This window comes from Schleiferilactobacillus harbinensis DSM 16991 (assembly GCF_000425885.1).
GTDB lineage: Bacteria > Bacillota > Bacilli > Lactobacillales > Lactobacillaceae > Schleiferilactobacillus > Schleiferilactobacillus harbinensis.
In genome coordinates this window covers 212696-230312 of record NZ_AUEH01000001.1, presented here as the reverse complement: position 1 = coordinate 230312, position 17617 = coordinate 212696, and the positions used below count along the sequence as shown (strand labels likewise).

The window sequence follows — 17617 nt, the reverse complement described above, 5'->3', positions numbered from 1 at the left end:
GAAAGTACACAATACCGAGGGGGAACGCGCATGCGAAAGAAAACAATTGGCTGGTTAGTCGGCATCGTTGTTGTCGTGCTGATCGTTTTAGGCGTTGGCGGGTATGCGGTCAACGGCAGTCGAACACGGCAGCTGGACAGCGCTATCAGCGCACTGCGCAGCAATAATGCGGCCAAGGTGCTGCCGTATTTGACCGTGGACGATAATGCCATGCCTTTAACCACGCGGAATATCAAACCGCTGCTGACCTATTTCCAGACGCACCCGGATCAATTGAACCGCCTGGCCCACGAGGCTCGGCGGGGGGATGGCGACGATGTACTGGATCTGGTGGAATTCGACCGGATCGGCCGCCGCTGGCTGGTTTATCCCCGTTACGGCTTCAAGCTCGAAGCGGTTCACCCGCGGCTGACCACGAATGGGACAACGACCCAAGTTCGAGTCAACGGCCGGTTATTGACGACAGTCCAGGGAACGGTTCGGGGTCAGCGAATCGGGCCGCTGCTGCCCGGGCGCTACACCTTTACCGCCAAGGACACTCAAGGCGCTGGCCGCACCGTGGTGAAAGATTATGTTAACTCGGATGATCCAGAACTGAATTTAACATTCCAAGCCAACCAACGGCCAGCTAGCGGGAGCGGCACGACCGCCACGGCGCTGCCAACGACGAAAGAGGCTGATAACCTGATCGAAGATGCCTTTGATGAAATCGAAGACGTCAGCAATGGTGATTTGACCCAAAATAATCAGCAGCTGGACGTGATCTTCGTTAACGGTGAACAGAACAAGGCTTACCAGACTGTTCTGCAGCAGGCGAAGGAATACATTGGCCAACAGCACGTGGGCGAATTGAATCTCGACGTCCAAACCAACGGTGCGCAAATCGACACCAAGGGCGCGGTTACCTTAGCCTTCACCGCAGCGTTTGGCCCCGACGAAGACGATGATACCGATGCCCGAGTGCGGACGTACGACTATACCGCGACGCTGGTACATCAAAATAACCGCTGGCTGATTCAGGACATCAGCAAACCGACCCAAGTGGCCAATGCGGCCGACGATGATTAAGATTCAGCAGTATCGGTCCTAAGCCGCTTGCCGACCACCTAATCTTTCCGTTACACTCAAATAACAGAAAGGCAGGGTGGTTTTTATGACACCAGTTCTTACCTTGGCGGCACCAATCGTCGCTAAAGAGCATTCCATCGGTGGAGCGATTGCCATTGGGGCATTGGTCGCCATCGTGTTGATCGTTTTCTTGATTATTAAGCTGTTCGGCATGATCCTACGGCATCCAATTATCAGTATTCTGCTGTTTGCCGTGGGCGGTTTCGCTATTTTCAAATTCGCTCTGGCCGGCATCATCGCTGTGGGCGCGCTGGCTGCTGTGGGCGCCGGAGCACTCTGGCTGAAGACCGGAGACCAGTAACTAATTCAAAAGTAAAAGTAAAGGAATGACTGATTATCGCAGCGCCAATGATTATTGGACTTCATGTCCAAGTAAAAGTAGATCGTAAACTCGGCAGTACCCATCCAGAGCACGCCAACATTGTTTATCCGTTAAACTACGGGTATGTTGACGGCGTCGTGGGCGGGGATGGTGATCCCCAGGATGCCTATGTGCTGGATGTTGATCAGCCGGCGGATACCGTAGACGGCTATGTGGTGGCTATCATTCACCGCAAAGACGACAACGAAGACAAATGGGTCGTCGCGCCGAAATTTCGGCTGGTCACTGCCGCAGAAGTGCGCCAAGCGACCCAATTTCAAGAACAGTACTTCGACGATGATATTTGGCTGCTGCAATCGCATTAATTGCGTAATGTATGGGTGTACCGCAAAACTGATGATCAGGGAGCGATGAGTGATGCCCATGCACGAATTTTCTGCCAAACCGTTTACCGTCACGCAAAGCGATGATTATCGCCAGTGGGAAGAAACCCGCTGGCGCATCGTGAACACCGAAACCGGTGAAGTCGTGGATGATGCCCAGGGATACGGTTATAAAACCGCACCAAAGGCATATGCGGCTTTTGGCTATAAACAAAAGCCCAAGAAGCACCGTAAAAAACCGTTGAAGTTGGCTAAGACGGTTCAGGCTTGGACGAACAAGCATTCTGATTTCAGCGAAGATTTGAGCGACTTAATTTTTCAGGCCTTAAAAGCTGGCAACTCTGGGCAAACGATCAGCCAACTGATCATGGATGCCTACACGAAATATGTGGCGACGCTGCCAGCAGCGGAGCAGCCAAAATTTTCTGGGGCTGATTTTCGCCGGCATTGGACCGCGTAACATACTGAACCAGTAAAAATGCGCAACAACACACCAAGATCCGGGCGGGGGAGTACTCACCGGATCTTGATTTTACGGATTGAGTTAACATAATGTATATTATACGAAGTTATCAAAAAGAGCGAATTTGAGCATTATCGGCGCAGATCATTGATTTGCCAGTAATCCAGCAGCTGTCATGCATGTCCCACATCAGGCTTACAAGATTAATTAACTGGTGCTGACACAGCGATTCTAGTGCAAGCTGACAACAATCAACGGATAACTGTCAGCTGAATCCGCTCAGCGGCTGATCAATACACAGGCTTCGTTAGCACGGTCCAGTCGGTAAAAGTTTGTTCCGTGGGATCAAATTGACCATGTTGACGAACTGTTTCAGCGGCCTTGACCACCAACGGCGAACATGTCGTCAGACTAATTTCAGCCAACGGCAGCCACACAGCACCTAAAGCATCCTGACCAGTAAATTGAGCTGCCTGATCAGCCAACTGACCGGTCCAGGTATCGATCCAATAAAACACACAGCGATGCTGATTCAGCTGCCAGTGCTCATATTGCCAGGGATACCGGAAACCTGTAATGCCCAATTGATGGGCTTTGGTGACAGTTAAACCGGTCTCTTCCTGGATTTCTCGAACAACGGTATGGGCCATTTCTTCACCGTCTTCAGGTGTCCCACCGGGCAAGTCATAGCGGTTGATGTATGGGCCGCCGGTTTTCTTAATGACCGCCAGTTTTCCATTTTCTGAAAGTATACCGTATACTCCAAAGGCTTGATGAAATTTAGTTGACATAACATATCTGATCCTTTCAACTTTAGCGTAACTTTAATAGCCAAAAACGCCGTTTCGCTGTATTCTAGGTAATGAAAGCATTTTTGTAAATAGACATGAGGTGACACCTTTTTATGGATAAACGCATCCCCCCGATTGTACGACCGGCCGCTATTGTATCGCTGATCTTGCTCGTGGCCGCCACAAACGTGGTGGTTGATACCTATAGTCCGGCCAGCATCCGGATTCGTCAAGAACAAAAACAAAAGAAGAGTTCAAGCAGCATTTCAGCCAGCACGAGCAGCGCGAGTACCAGCTCCCGCCCTGCCCCAGCCAGTTCCAGTTCTTCGGCGGATGAAAGCAGCAGCGCCAGCGATAACTCGGCAAGTTCCAGCAGTGATACATCGGCCAGCAACAATTCCAGTTCTTCGGCGTCATCGTCCAGTAATGATACTGATACGTCGGATGACACCAGCGGTGATACCACCACTAACAATGGTGCGACCAGTAATAGCGGCAACACTGACACAGACACGAATAACGGCACGACCACCGGCGGCACTAACACCAACAAAGCCAGTTCCAGCAGCAAGACGACAACCGATACCCAGAACAATACCGGCGGCACTGACCAGAATAAATAAGGAAGGAGGCATACATCCATGCTTACTCTGCTCGACACAGTTTCCCACATTTTAGGCTACTTCAACATCAACAACAAACCGCTGAACATGGCTTGGACCATTGCCGCCTTTCTTGGCGATGGTTACTTAGCCTATATTACTTTCCTCGCTTTCCGTAACGGGCTGTATGCCCGCGGCGCCATCTATTTGGCGCTGGTCTTGGTGTTCTTGTATTTCATTTACTTGAACTTCATGTACTATTTCACCAAGAAAACGGCAAAATTCGACATCTCGCCCAAGATTGCCAAGCTTTTACCCAGCGAAGAACAAACCGCTGAGCGGCGGCACAACACAGCCGTCCTGGGCAATGGCCTCTTTGATCCCAATGAGACCTTGCCCGCCCACATTTCGGCCACGCCGGATGAACAGGCCTTCTTCCAGCAGCTAATGACCACCCTGGGGCAAGATAATGTCTTGCCGCAGCTGCCCATCAACGCCGCTGGTCATCGGTCACTCCCCTACTTCACCCTGAGCTACACGCCCACCGGGGAGTTGCAGGTCATCGCTGGGACCAATCAGCTGACGGCCCAGCCCATCGGTAAAATCGATCGCGTTGGTTTTGGTAACGTCAATGATCTGGCAGACCAATATGATTTTGCCCTGGCTGAGTTGGCAATTCCCGAAGCTAAGAAAGACCATCCGGATCAGGTAGATTTGCCGGAATTGATTGTGTCCGTCGCTTACCAGCCTAAGCCCAAGACCATGAGCCGGGAAAAACGCAAGCACTAGCCGGCACAAAAAATAAGAGCCTCGGCAGATTTGCTGGGGCTCTTATTTTTGTCACGATTTAATTACTACCGCTCTGCGGGTAAAACGTATACGAGAACTGATCGAGTTTAGAATTCCAATCAAATTGCGTTTGCAGACTGTTTTGCCGCGTTTCTTCATTGCTCAATGGTTCCTTCTCCAACCCCAGCGCCGTCCGGGCCTTGTCGGAGACCCGCTGCAATTCACTGGTCTTGTTGACCACATAGGCCACTTCCTGACCATTATCGTTTACGGTCGTCGCGATACCGCTCAGCTCATCCTGCTTCAGATTCTTCAACGCGCCTTGGTAGTTCTGGTACATCGTGATCAGCTGACTCAGTTTGATATTCGTTTGTACTGACGCACTGACTGCATCCAGGATACTTTGCACGCGGGTCAAACTGTTCAAGGAAATGACGTTGCCGGCAATGGCCGAAATCACCTGCTGCTGCCGCTTCTGCCGGCCAAAGTCACCCTCAACATCTTCCTTCCGCATGCGGGCGTAGGCAAGCGCCATGTCGCCGTTCAAATGCATCTTGCCCTTCGTGAACTTCTGGTTGCCTGTTTCGGTACTGACAAAGGAAAACGGCACATCCACATCAACGCCGCCCACTGCATCCACCATTTTCTTCAATCCGGCCATATCGATCAAAGCGTAATAATTGATGGGCACATTCAACAGTTTTTCAACCGAGTCCATCGCCATGGTTGCCCCGCCAATATTGAAGGCGGAATTGATCTTCTGGTATGTATACGACTTGGCACCGATGATCTGGGCCGCCGTATCCCGAGGAATTGAAAACATCGTCGTTTGCTTGTGCTGCGGATCAACGGTGACCAGAATCATCGTGTCCGAATTGCCGCGGTAACCGTCGCGGCCCTCCGTACCAGTATCCGCTCCTAAAAGGAGGATTGAAAACGGCTTTTGAGCAGCTAAGTCAACCGTGGGCGTTTTCTTCTTAGTGGGTACATAGGTATTATCCGCGGAGTCTTTCACCTGCGTCGCCACTCGCACCCCATAGGCACCGCCAGCGGTCACAAGCAGTAATAGGATAAGCAAAATAATCTTCCATACTTTGCCCTGCTTACTCGACCCCTGATGATCACTGCGGCGTGGCGGCAGTTTTTGGTCGTTGTCGTTGTTTTGTTGATCCATTACTCTAATTCACCTTCATTGCGTAGTTTGAAATAACGCTCAGTTAGGGTTATCTTACCATATCTTTGTAAAAATACCGGTGGGTAACAGTGATTGAAACGGAAATGCAAAGATTTTCTTAGAAATCAACATCAGAACCGGAAAAGAACGCCCAGACCGGTGGCTACCGTCACACACAGAGATATAATTGCTAAATTCTGGACGGCTAAGTGGAAGCTGGGTTTCTTCTCCGGCAGCGCCGTGAAAGCCCGACAATTTTTGACGACCTTGGGGACACAAATCAGTGCCAGCAATGAAAGCAGCGGCAGCACATGCAGGGCGGCAGAGGCCATCAAGCCGCCGGCCGCCCCCAGGTACAAGAGATACCAGAAAATCAGACCGCCGCGTTGGCCGAGGTACGAGACGATGGTATGCCGATGCAGGGTAAGATCTTCCTGCCAATCGGCAATATTGTTGGCCAGGAGCAGTGCCCCAATGGCAAAGGCCAAGGGGCTGCTGGCTAGCAAGACACCGGTCAAGGTCGGCGCAGTCAGCGTCTGGCTGGCGCCGACGCCGACATAGACGGTAATCAGCATGATCATCGTCCCCATGGTGAACCCGGAGAAGAATTCCCCCACCGGCAGACCGGCAATCGGCCAAGGACCAGCCGCATAAAGAATACCGACCAGGAAGCAGAAAATACCCAGCCAAAGCAGCGGCCAGCCGGTCCGCGCCACCAGCCACAGACCGAGCATGGCACCACCGGCCACCAGGACCACCGTCAGCCAGCCGACTTGGCTCAGGGATAGGTGGCGGGTGCCGATCACGTTAGTTTCCAAGCGGAACTTCTCAGCACCGTTTTTCAATGCGCGCCGGTAATCCTGATAATTATCATTGGCGTCCACCGCCATATTAAACAGGAAGGCCGCGATGATGAAAATCAGCCAGCTGCCCCAATCCTTAGGTGCTGCCGGCAGGTTCCAAAGACAATACAGGATGCCCAATAAGAAAGGAAAAATTGATGCCGTCTTTGCTTTAATTTCAACGAGTTCGAAAAATGCGTCCCAAGTAATCGTGATCAACTCCTATTCAATTTTGGCCAGCCGCTGCCGGATATCTCGACACGCCCTCGATGGTCCGCTATGCTATAGTGAATGTATCTCAATTATTGGAACCGAGGAAATTATTCATGAAGAGCAACCAAACCAAGCAGCCGGTGGACTTCACCGGGATTGCACCGGCCCTGACGACGGTTAAAGCAGCCCTAGCCGCCCAACAATTAGCCGTGCCGCAATACGCCGCTGACTACAACGCCGCCCTGCGGACCACGGGGAAAATGTGGCGGGCGGCGTTGACCATTCTCTTTGCCCAGTTAGCAGCCCCCGAGACGGATACTCTCCCGCCGACAGTCACCACTGGGGCGACGGCGATTGAGATGCTGCATCTGGCCACACTGATGCATGATGACGTGCTGGATGAAGCACCGATCCGCCGCCACCGGCCAACCTTGCAGATGAAGCACGGGAACCATGCGGCCATCTATTTAGGGGATGAATTGCTGGCGCGGTATTTCCGGCTGGTCACCGAGATTGCTCCGGACTTGGCCTTCACCCACTATCATGCCCGGGTGATGCAGCAGATTCTCACTGGCGAGCTGCAGCAGGCTGCTGAGGCCTATGATACCCAGGCCGGCATTGACACGTATATCGCCACGGTACGAGGCAAAACAGGGGCTCTCTTTGGGCTCGCAGCCAAGACCGGCGTCTGGCTGACCCAAGGTGCCCCCGACACTGCTGATACCAGCACCGCATTTGGCGAGAATCTGGGCATCACCTTTCAAATTCTAGATGACCTGAACGATTTTCGCCTGCAGCAAAACTCCGGCAAACCGAAACTGGGCGATTTAGAATCCGGGATCTATACGCTGCCCCTGCGCCTCGGGATGCGTGACTATCCCCAGCTGCAGGCCCTGCTTGTCGGGCCAGCGCCCGTCAGCGACATCATCGCCTTCCTCCGCCGTCATCCTGATATTATCACCGCCACCGCCCGCCTCGGTCAAGTCTACTTGACTAAGGCCCAGGCAGCGTTAGCCCAGTGGCCGGATACACCGGCCCGGATCCCACTGACCCAAATGACGGCCTACTTGGAGCAAGCCTTACAGCTGACCGACGTCTAATGCGTACAGTGCACGGAAGCGTGCATTATCACGATAGAGCGTTGCTGGCCGCCCAGCCATGGAGATGTGGCCGTCGGTCAAAAAGATTGCCTGATTGGCCTGTTCCAGTCCCTGCAGATGGTGGGTCACCCAAATCAGCGTCCGATCGGTACTGGCTTGCATAATCATCGCCATGAGCGCCTGTTCTGTAATTGGATCCAACCCAATCGTGGGTTCATCCAATAAGAGGACAGGCGTTTTTTTGAGCAGAATGCGCGCCAGGGCTAAACGCTGCTGCTGGCCGCCGGAAAAACGCTGGCCGGACTCGGTGACCACGGTGTCTAAGCCAGCCGGCAAGCTCCGTACCACGTCGGCCAACCCCACGGCCTGCAAGGCAGCCCAGATCGCGTCATCAGCCGCATCAGAGGCGCCGAGGCGGATATTGGCCCGAATCGTGGTATTGAATAAAAATGGCGCTTGGTTCAAGTAGCCGAATAATGCCGGCCGAGCCTGCTGCAATTGGGCCACTGGAATCCCGTTGACGGTGATCTGTCCCTTCTGCGGGGTCAGATCCCCTAACAGCAATTGCAGGATCGTTGTCTTGCCCTCACCGCTGGGTCCAAGAATAGCCACTTTCTCCCTCCCGTGAACCGTCAGACTGAAATCATCCAACAGCTTGGGCTGATCCGGCCCATAAGCAAAGGTGACATGGTCAAACTTGATTTCTTGAATCGCCGCTGGCGCGTCAGCCTGGGCCACCGGTGCCGGAGCAGCCGCTGCCACACTGGCACTCAACTCGTTCAAATGGGCTAAGGAATCAGAATACAGCGGGACCTCGGCCATCGCCTGGGCCACCGGCAGAAAGCAATCGATCAGCGGAAAAAGCGATAGGACAACGGCGGCGGAATAATTCGCTAACCGCTGGGAACCGCCTAGCAGCCGCTGCGTTCCCAGAATCAGGCCTAGCGCCAGGAGACCGAAGATCACCTGGATGGCAAAATTGCGCCAGCGCTGGAACCGTTCCTGGGCAGCAACGCTCTGCTGCGTCACGCTGGCATCGTCATTGCCCGCCGCCGTGAAGCGGTCTTGGCGATGAGTAATCACCCAGTCGCCAAGACCTAAGTAGTGTTCGGTGACCGTCGTATACTCATGCGCTTTACGCGCCTTTTGTACCGCGTACCCGCTGGCCGCCTGACGCAGGGACAGCATCGGCACGACAATCAGAACCACCGCTAAGATCAATGCCACTGCAATGGCGCCCAGCCAGGTGAAAATGCCCATGACGATCGTCACCAGCAGCCACACCAAATACGCGACAATTGTTGGAAAAATTGTGCGCAAATAGAAATTTTCCAGATGATCCAAATCATCGGCCAGCAAACCGAAAATCTTGCCGGTTTGCTGATGTTCATGGAGAAAGGCTGCGTCTTTGGCCAGAGTCCGGTACAACTGGACCCGCAGCTTGGACACCACATTCAGCACCCAGTTATGGCTGTTGATCCGTTCCAAATATTTGAATGCCGGCCGGCCGATCCCAAACGCACGGGTCAGGACCACCGGCACATAAACTGCCAGAATATTGAACGGATGGGTAGCCGACTTGCTGATCAGGTAGCCAGACGTAAACATCAGCGCTCCGGCACAGATAAACGTCAGCACTCCGACGAAGAAAATCAACGCCAACCGCAATTTATTTTGTTTCAGGTACGGCCAAAACCAATGGTCGTTATGCCACGCTCGGAGATAATTCCGTAGGCGCGGTTTAGTTTTCTGCGAAGTGTGCATCTTGTTTGCCCCCCATTTCTGCCACTAATCGATCCAGTGCCCCACCGGTCCCCCGTAATTGGGCAAGGGTGCCCTGCTCACTGATCCGGCCGTGTTCCAACACGATGATCTGATCCATGGCCGTGAGCCAGTGCAGCCTGTGGGTGGCGAAAATAACCAAATGATCCTGAAACAGCGGCAGCAAGGTCTGCTTCAATTCATATTCCGTTTCAATGTCCAAATGCGCCGTCGGTTCATCAAACAGCAGGATCCGCCGATGGTGATCCAGCAAGACCCGCGCCACTGCGATCCGTTGGGCCTGACCGCCGCTGATGCCCCGCTGGCCCTCACCAATCATGGTGTCCAAGCCAGCCGGCAAAGCCGCTAGCCAATCAGTCAACCCCGCTTGCCGCGCGGCCTGCTGGACTGCCGCATCACTGGCGTCCGGCACATAGAAACGGATATTGGCCGCGATCGTCGCCGAAAAAATATACGGATCCTGGGGAATATAACTGACACTGTCCTGCCACTGCGGCTGGTTAAAGCTGGTCAGCGGCTGTCCGTCCAGCGTGATCCGAGCACCCTGCTGCGGCTGGTTAAACCCGGCCAATAAATTCATCAGCGTCGATTTGCCGGAACCAGAACGGCCGATAATCGCAATATTGGCCATACCAGCGGCCTGTAAATGAATGTCGTGCAGGGCTAAAGTATCCGCCGCGGCATCCGGATAATGAAAATCAACACTGGTCAGCGTCAGCTGACTGTCAGCGCCCCACCCTGCCCAGTCGATAGCCTGGGCCACCGGGGGTACTGGCGTCGCTAACAGGTCATTGACCTGCTGCAGTGCGTTTTTACCATTCAACGTCGCGTGATAATCATCACCAAACTGGCGAATGGGTAAAAAGAACTCCGGCGCCAGGATCAAACTGACCAGAGCCGGATACAAGACGATCGATCCGTCGATCAGCCGGTACCCCAGAAATACCGCAATAATCGCGATTGCCAAGGTGGTAAAAAAATCCAGCGCAAACGTCGACGTCAACGCGACTTTGATCACGCTCATCGTCTTCTGGCGAAACCGCTCGCTCACCGAATAGATCTGATCTTCGTACTGATCGGAAACACCCAGCATTTTCAGCGTCGGCAAGCCTAAAATCGTATCCACAAAGGAATTATTCAGCTGGGTGAAGTCCGCATACTGCTGATTCGACTTGGCTCGAGCAGCGAGGCCTAGAATGGCCATGAAGAAGAAGATCAGCGGCAGCATAATGAACAGCACAATGCCGCTTACCCAGTTTTCGTAAAACACATAAATCAGTGTCAGCAGCGGTACAAAAATCATGTCGGTCACTTTCGGCAAAACCGTTTGAATATAGGTTTTCACTTGGTCCAAGCCGTCGATCACGACGGTCACCGCCGATCCGGTGCCGGTACGGTGCAGATAGGCCGGGCCAAGCCGAAAATATTGCCGCTGGATCAACGGCCGCAGCCGCGTAATGTTCTCATCCGCATAGTGCGTGGCCGCTTGGTTTTTTGCCACATCCATCAATTGGCGCAGGATGAAAGCACTAAAAAATACCAGCATCGGCATAAGCAATGCTGATATTTTTCGTAATTGCCAAATGGCCACAAGCGCCTGGGATAACCCGATTGCCTGGGCAACGATGGCGGCGGCCTGGATGAATGACAGCAGGCTCAAAACCATCAGTTGCCGGCGAATCCGGGGGAATTGAAATAGGCTCTTGTCGATCACGTTAACAAAACTCCTTCAGTGGCGTTAATAGCCGTTGTCGCCCTGAACGTCGTCGAGACTGATCCGCTTGCGCTGGATGTAATAACTCCAGATAAAGTAGACGAGTACGACAGGCAGCAGGCAAACCAGAACAATGGTCATGATGTTCAACGTCTTGGGCGATGCCGACGCATCTTTGATCAGCAGGCTGAACTTCGGATCCGTAGCGATGAGTACCCGGGGAAAGAGACCATTGAAGATAAACGCAATGACCCCCGCCAGCGTGACACCAGTACCAATGAACGCCAACCCGCCGCGCACATGGGCGGCTGCCCAGTGGCCGCAAATCGTGGCCAGCAGGATAATGACCGTAATGATCCAAGTGGAGATCGGCCGTGCCCGGTAGAAATCGGTTTGGAAAATAGCCAACAGCACGAAGACAATCAAGGCCGGATAGGCGATCCAATAGACTTTACTGGAGACATGGAGCATCTTACGGGCATCAGCCGCTGGCAGCTTCAGGCTCAAGAAATGCAGCCCGTGCAGGAAGGAGAAGTATACCGTAGCGACCCCGCCAACAATGGACAGCCAGTTGCAGACCTGCCAAAAGCCGGCCCACACATTACCTTGCGCATCCATCGGCACGCCTTGAATCAAACTCGTGAGCATCATGCCCAAGAAGAACGGCGCACACAGGCTGCCGCCAAAGTTGGCCCACTGCCAAACGCTGAGCTCCCGCGGTGTTTCCGCATGAGCAGCAAATTCAAACGAGACACCCCGTAAAATCAACGCGACCAGCGTCAAGAACAGCAGGATGTAGTAGCCGGAAAACAAGCTGGCATACCACAGCGGGAACGAGGCAAACATCGCCCCGCCGGCTGTGATCAGCCAAACTTCATTGCCGTCCCAGTGCGGACCGATTGCCCGCATATACAGTTGCCGCTCAGCCGGTGTTTGGGCCACCAGCCGGGTCGCCATGCCGACACCGAAGTCAAAACCATCCAGGAACAAGAAGATGGCGAACAACAGGGCAATGACGCCATACCATAATAATTGCAAAATTGTCATGCTTGATACGCCTCCCCTGCATGCTGCTGAGCAGATGCTGGTTTTTGCTCAGGCGCCGTCGGTTCTTCCGGTCCGTGGTGCAAGGTCCGCCGAGAATAGAAGACCATCACGCCGCCCAGAACACAGAACAGCAGCAAGTACACGATGTTCGTAAACCAAAGCTGACCCGCGGTAACGGTCGGACTAACCGCGTCTGCGATCGTCTGCAAACCGTAAACGACCCACGGATACCGGCCCAGTTCAGTAATCAGCCAGCCGCCGGTAGTCCCAACAAATGGCAGATACGTACAAATGCCTAGAATCCACAGGAACCAGCGCTTGTCGCCCAAAGTATCTTTCTTCACGCGACTCCAAATCAAGGCGCAGAACGCGAGCAGCGCACTCAGCACGCCAGCCAAGGCCATGAACCGGAAACTCCAGAACAAAGTCTTTACTGGTACATAGTAATTCATATCCTTGCCAAACTTCTTGTCATACTTGGCATGGAGTTCCTTGTTGATCGTATTCATGCCTTTCACTGAACCCGTAGTAGAGTGATAGGACAGAATGGACAATAAGTAAGGAATGTCGATACTGGCTTTGGTTTCTTTATTCTTGGTATCAATCAATGCGACAGCCTGCCAAGATGCCGGGCTGCCGGTATCTTTGTAAATGCCTTCCGTCGCGGCAAACTTCATCGGCTGATCGTTGATGATGTACCGCGTCTGCATATCGCCGGCACCGATCGTCAGCAGCGAACCGACTAACGCCAGCCACGCGCCGACTTTTGCCGACTTGGTGAAGAACTCCCGGTGATTCTTGCGCAGCAGGCCAAAGGCACTCATGCCCAGTACGACCATACCGCCGGTCATCACCGCCGCAAAGATGACGTGGGGAAATTCGACCCACAATTGCGGATTGCCGACAACAGCCATGAAGTTCGTCAAGCGCACATGGCCGGTCTGAGTATTGATCTCAAACCCAGTCGGATGCTGCATGAAACTATTGGCCGCCAAGATCCAAATCGCCGACAGCGTAGAACCCAGCCAGGTCAGCCAAATAAAGATGACGTGCACCGCGGGCTTGAACCGATCCCACGTGAACATCCAGACCCCGATAAAGGTCGATTCCATGAAGAATGCCAGCAAGGCTTCAATCGCCAGCGGCGCCCCGAAGATATCGCCCATGAACCGAGAATAGTTGGACCAGTTCATCCCGAATTGGAATTCCTGAATGATCCCGGTGACAACCCCAACAGCAAAACTCAACAGGAAAATCTTACCCCAGAATTTTGCCATCCGCTGATACAGCGGCTTTTTTGTTCGAACATATATGGTCTCCATGATGGCGACGGCCAGGGCTGTCCCAATAGACAGCGGCACGTAAAAGAAGTGGAAGATGGTGGTCATCGCAAATTGAAACCGCGACAAATCCAGCACACTCGCTAAACCGATCATGAATATCCCCCCTTAGTAGATGGGACACAGTGTCCCTCATCAATAATAGCAGCCGCCCGGCCGCTCCCGCGGCAACCGGACAGCGGTGAAGAAAAAATATTAATTGCTTTCCAGCATGGTCCGCACATTAGCCAGTTCTAAGACCGACCGATCATTGACCAGTTTCTTCAGCGGGCCGACGATGACGCCCTTGAACTTCCAGTGGCCCAGCATGTTGATCTCCGCGACCCCGCTGGTCGGACCTAAGGAACAAACCGTCCCCAGACTGTGGAACGTAAACTTGCTGGGTGTCCGGCCGCTGACCTGGGCCCGAATGTTGTGGGCGGCAGTATCCGCCTGGGCGATGGCAATTTGCGCCGTCGTAGGATACAGGCGGCCGCTGGCCGGATCCGGTACCGCAGAGACGTCACCAATAATGTATTCATTGGGATGATCTTTAACGGTCAGGTCATCTTGCACCATGACCCGATTGCGCTTCTGCGCGTAACCGGAATCCGCGATCACGTGACTGCCCTGCACCCCAGTCGTCCAAATGATTGTATGGGCGGTATAACTGGTGTCTTTACTGTGGACCACACCGGGATCAATTTGGGTAATTGGTGTACTGGTGTGGAATGTGACCCCATGACTCTCCAAATAATGCACCGCATAATCGGCTAGATCTTGGGAGAACATGGGCAGTACCTTGGGCATTGCTTCAATACAGTCAATCTTAATTTGATCGGCTGGCAAATGATACTGATCAATGAGTTTCGGCAGCCGGTGTACTAATTCACCCAGGTATTCGATACTGGTAAATCCGGCCCCGCAAACAATGATCCGCAAATCATCGGGATCCTGACTCTGACTAAAATGTGCTAAGGTTTCTTCCAAATGCTTCCGTGCAGCCACCGCGGTATCGATATCGATCAGCGGCAGTGCATTTTCCTCAGCACCCGGAATGCCAAACGTTTCGGATTCAAAGCCCAGACTGTTGATCAAATAATCATAAGGCAGCGGATCATGATGAGCTAATTCAACCCGTTGCTGGTCGCGGTCAATCTTCGTCACGGTATCGACAACCAGATTGACATTGTCCGGCAATGATGCCCGCAGACTAAAGGTAATGTCGGCAGGCTCTTTATTCCCCACCGCCACCTCGTGCAGTTGGGTGGACTCATAATGATACGGATGATCGTTGACGATGGTAATCGTCAGTTGTGATGCATGTTTAGCCAAGAGCTTGGCGGCCCGCAATCCTGCGTAGCCAGCCCCTAAAATTAATACATTGGCCATAAACATAACTCCTTTCAGCAATAACTCAATTACCCTTCTTAATGGTAGCACGCAACTGTATTTTTTGCAGTGAAAGCGGCCGCAAAACTTCATTTTCAGACTTAGTTTTCAAAATAAAAAGGCGCTGGACCGAAATTCGCTCTTCGTACGCCGGGCCAATGCTCCGCAAGCTGCGCATTGGCCCTAGGTGTGCTAGAACTCGAATCTCGACCCAGGCCTTTAACAAACTAACCGGCTATTTACCGGCAATCTAGTTCGACATAATCCGATTCACCGTGAAGAAAACAACGCCCTTCATTGCTTCCTGTTCTGGCGTATAGATCTTATACATTGCTTGGACCATGTCCGCGACACTGGTTCCCGCGGGGGAACCGACAGCGGTGGGCGGGAAATGGCGCAAGCCTTGTTCGAACGTGTCGAACGTATTGATGTCCGTGACGACAGCGGCCACTTCGTGCTTGCCGTCTTCCGGCGCGGGCACAAAGTGGATGATATCCATCGGCTGGACTTTATCAATATCCGAATTGCGCAGCCGAATCTCCACTGTCTTCGTGCCGGCTTTCAACAGATCGAATTGATCTTGGTACAGGTGCAGCTGCCACTCTTGCATGGTTTACCCTACTTTCCGAAGGCCTCCGTCAACGGCGGCACAACCTGCTTCTTCCGGGAAACGACGCCCGGCAATTGGGCGGTATCATTACTCAGGGTGGTGTTAAAGGCCTTGGCGAAAATTGCTTTGGCGGTGTCTGTCCCCACAACGATACCTTCTGTATTGGAATCCAGAATATTCGTCACCAGCGCAACGAACAAATCGTAGCCCTTGGCCTTGGCTTCTTGGTCCATGGCGTCTTTGAACTCAGCGATCCGATCATGGACGTCCGCTAAATCAACCACGTTGACTTGGGCAATGCGAATACTTTGACCATTCATCGTGAAGCTCTTGGCGTCTTCGTCCACCAAATCTGCGGCTGGCTTGTCGGCAATGTTCGTGCCGGCTTTGAGCATAGTCAAACCATACTTATCCGGATCGATCCCCGCTTCTTTAGCCAAAGCAGCTAATGCTTCGCGGTCCTTATCCGTCGTGGTCGGGGACTTCAACAGCAAGGTATCGGAAATAATGGCAGATGCCATCAGCCCGACAATATCCTTGGGAATAGCCACTTCGGCCATCTGATATTCGCCATAAATGATGGTGCTGACACAGCCCACTGGTTCAGCATGGTAATACAGCGGTTGGGCCGTATTGAAGTCATGAATCCGGTGGTGGTCAATGACGTGCGTCACTGTAACCTTGGCAATATCCGGTGCCGACTGCTGCGGTTCGTTATGGTCCACCAGCATGACTTCACTGACTTCGTTAGCGACCGTTTTGACGACCCGGGGAGCAGCGTGGTGGAAGTAATTCAACGCGTATTGCGTTTCATTGTTTGGTTCGCCCAAGGCGACCGCTTCCGTGTCATAACCTTTTTGCTTTTCCAAATAGGCATACGCAATTGCTGCAGCGATTGCGTCGGTATCTGGATTCTGATGCCCAAAAACAAGTTGTTTTGCCATGATTCAACCTCCAACATTATCGTACTTACGCCCTTAGTATATCACAGACGGCGCCTACTCCGGGTCGGCAGCAAGCCGGTCCGCGTAGCTTTTCTCAGCCAAAAATTGCTGCCATTCCGCCATGAAGGTATGCACCCGGGGAATAGCAATCTTCTCCTTGCGATAAACAAAAGACAGATCCAAAGAAACTCGGGGAATAAAACTGGCCGCGGCTAAGCGCGAATCGGGATGGGCCGCTAAAAAACTGTTGGGCAGCGCGCTGTATAACCCGATGCGGGCGGCCAGCAGTGCAATCTGTTCCGGGACGACCATGGTCGCCACAACGTCCGGTTCATCCCGGAGTGCATCCCGAAAGACTTCTGCCAAGCGGGCCGCGATATAGAAACCATCAGGGTAGCCGACCCAGCGATTAGCGGGCACATCTTTGATCGCAATCGTCGCCCCCAAATTCTGGCTGGCGGGATAAATGAAGCGCAGCTCATCTTGAATAATCGATTGGGCCGCATAGAGATGCCAATTGCGAATATTTTCATCGGGCAGATACATGACCGCCAGATCGATCGCATTATTCTCCAGACCTTCCCACAGCTCGCGCCGGTTGAACAGCCGCAACGCCACAGTAACATCGTCGTGGCGGCTCAAATAATGGGCGACAAAACGCTCAAAGACTGCGGTTTCCGCGGAAGACAGCACGCCCAGAGCAATATGCCCGCGCTGGGGCTGACTGAACTGCTGGATCTGATCAGCCGTCGTATTGATAATCGTGTCGATCTGATTTGCGGCTGCCAGCAAGACATTCCCTGCTTCAGACAAGTACAGCTTCTTCCCCACCGAATAAAACAGGGCCGCACCAATCTGCTTTTCCAGTTTCTTGATCTGCTGGGTTAAAGCAGGTTGGGAGATACCCAGATTCTGAGCAGTTTGGGTGTAATTCAAATTTTGAGCCAGCTGGGTGAAATATTGCAGGGCTTTCGGGGTCAAATGGGATTCGGTAGCCATGGA

Annotated in this window: 18 protein-coding genes; 7 read left to right on the top strand and 11 right to left on the bottom strand. The window is 53.1% G+C overall.

The features are described 5' to 3' along the window. Positions 1–30: 30 nt before the first annotated feature. From H627_RS0101115 to H627_RS19905, 4 genes are all read left to right on the top strand, one after another. Positions 31–1068: a zinc ribbon domain-containing protein gene (locus H627_RS0101115; RefSeq protein WP_027827430.1), complete on the top strand. Its 1038-nt coding sequence runs from the start codon at positions 31–33 to the stop codon at positions 1066–1068. An 85-nt stretch (positions 1069–1153) separates the two neighbouring features. After that, positions 1154–1429 carry a hypothetical protein gene (locus H627_RS0101110; RefSeq protein ID WP_051225060.1) on the top strand — a complete coding sequence of 92 codons (276 nt, stop codon included), beginning with the start codon at positions 1154–1156 and terminating at the stop codon, positions 1427–1429. Positions 1430–1476: 47 nt separating this feature from the next. After that, complete coding sequence (locus H627_RS0101105; RefSeq protein WP_035439609.1) at positions 1477–1815, top strand: inorganic diphosphatase; 339 nt, start codon at positions 1477–1479, stop codon at positions 1813–1815. A gap of 52 nt (positions 1816–1867) precedes the next feature. Beyond that, positions 1868–2293: a hypothetical protein gene (locus H627_RS19905; RefSeq protein WP_155827881.1), complete on the top strand. Its 426-nt coding sequence runs from the start codon at positions 1868–1870 to the stop codon at positions 2291–2293. A gap of 293 nt (positions 2294–2586) precedes the next feature. Here H627_RS19905 and H627_RS0101095 read toward each other — a convergent pair whose 3' ends face one another. Beyond that, the gene (locus H627_RS0101095; RefSeq protein ID WP_027827427.1) at positions 2587–3087 is read right to left on the bottom strand and encodes an NUDIX hydrolase; all 501 of its coding nucleotides are present in this window, start codon (positions 3085–3087) and stop codon (positions 2587–2589) included. A gap of 113 nt (positions 3088–3200) precedes the next feature. Here H627_RS0101095 and H627_RS16425 point away from each other — a divergent pair, with 113 nt between their 5' ends. Further along, positions 3201–3710, top strand: coding sequence for a hypothetical protein (locus tag H627_RS16425; RefSeq protein ID WP_051225059.1), 510 nt, complete (start codon positions 3201–3203; stop codon positions 3708–3710). Positions 3711–3728: 18 nt separating this feature from the next. Continuing rightward, complete coding sequence (locus tag H627_RS0101085; RefSeq protein ID WP_027827426.1) at positions 3729–4478, top strand: DUF6681 family protein; 750 nt, start codon at positions 3729–3731, stop codon at positions 4476–4478. 58 nt (positions 4479–4536) lie between these two features. Here the strand turns inward: H627_RS0101085 and H627_RS0101080 are convergent, their stop codons facing one another. Then, complete coding sequence (locus H627_RS0101080; RefSeq protein ID WP_027827425.1) at positions 4537–5652, bottom strand: LCP family protein; 1116 nt, start codon at positions 5650–5652, stop codon at positions 4537–4539. Positions 5653–5783: 131 nt separating this feature from the next. Beyond that, the gene (locus tag H627_RS0101075; RefSeq protein ID WP_027827424.1) at positions 5784–6704 is read right to left on the bottom strand and encodes a 1,4-dihydroxy-2-naphthoate polyprenyltransferase; all 921 of its coding nucleotides are present in this window, start codon (positions 6702–6704) and stop codon (positions 5784–5786) included. A gap of 116 nt (positions 6705–6820) precedes the next feature. Between H627_RS0101075 and H627_RS18955 the strand changes: the two genes are divergently transcribed. Continuing rightward, positions 6821–7807, top strand: a complete 987-nt coding sequence (locus H627_RS18955) for a polyprenyl synthetase family protein (RefSeq protein ID WP_051225058.1) — start codon at positions 6821–6823, stop codon at positions 7805–7807. On the opposite strand, the gene cydC is transcribed toward H627_RS18955, so the two are convergent. The 8 genes from cydC to H627_RS0101030 form a co-directional block, all read right to left on the bottom strand. Continuing rightward, a complete protein-coding gene (cydC, locus tag H627_RS0101065; protein ID WP_027827423.1) occupies positions 7787–9571 on the bottom strand; it encodes a thiol reductant ABC exporter subunit CydC in 1785 nt (594 codons plus the stop codon). The genes H627_RS18955 and cydC overlap by 21 nt on opposite strands. Next, positions 9549–11303 carry a thiol reductant ABC exporter subunit CydD gene (gene cydD, locus H627_RS0101060; RefSeq protein ID WP_027827422.1) on the bottom strand — a complete coding sequence of 585 codons (1755 nt, stop codon included), beginning with the start codon at positions 11301–11303 and terminating at the stop codon, positions 9549–9551. The genes cydC and cydD overlap by 23 nt, the downstream gene beginning before the upstream one ends. Before the next feature lie 24 nt (positions 11304–11327). After that, the gene (cydB, locus tag H627_RS0101055; RefSeq protein ID WP_027827421.1) at positions 11328–12350 is read right to left on the bottom strand and encodes a cytochrome d ubiquinol oxidase subunit II; all 1023 of its coding nucleotides are present in this window, start codon (positions 12348–12350) and stop codon (positions 11328–11330) included. After that, positions 12347–13786: a cytochrome ubiquinol oxidase subunit I gene (locus tag H627_RS16415; RefSeq protein ID WP_035439608.1), complete on the bottom strand. Its 1440-nt coding sequence runs from the start codon at positions 13784–13786 to the stop codon at positions 12347–12349. The genes cydB and H627_RS16415 overlap by 4 nt, the downstream gene beginning before the upstream one ends. A gap of 99 nt (positions 13787–13885) precedes the next feature. Then, positions 13886–15061: an NAD(P)/FAD-dependent oxidoreductase gene (locus tag H627_RS0101045; protein ID WP_027827420.1), complete on the bottom strand. Its 1176-nt coding sequence runs from the start codon at positions 15059–15061 to the stop codon at positions 13886–13888. Positions 15062–15311: 250 nt separating this feature from the next. Further along, positions 15312–15671, bottom strand: coding sequence for an ASCH domain-containing protein (locus H627_RS0101040; RefSeq protein ID WP_027827419.1), 360 nt, complete (start codon positions 15669–15671; stop codon positions 15312–15314). 8 nt (positions 15672–15679) lie between these two features. Continuing rightward, on the bottom strand, positions 15680–16615 hold the full coding sequence (locus tag H627_RS0101035; RefSeq protein WP_027827418.1) for a manganese-dependent inorganic pyrophosphatase: 936 nt from the start codon (positions 16613–16615) through the stop codon (positions 15680–15682). A 54-nt stretch (positions 16616–16669) separates the two neighbouring features. Next, positions 16670–17614 (bottom strand): LysR family transcriptional regulator, encoded by a 945-nt coding sequence (locus H627_RS0101030; protein ID WP_027827417.1) that lies wholly within the window; start codon positions 17612–17614, stop codon positions 16670–16672. Between the last annotated feature and the right edge of the window lie 3 nt (positions 17615–17617).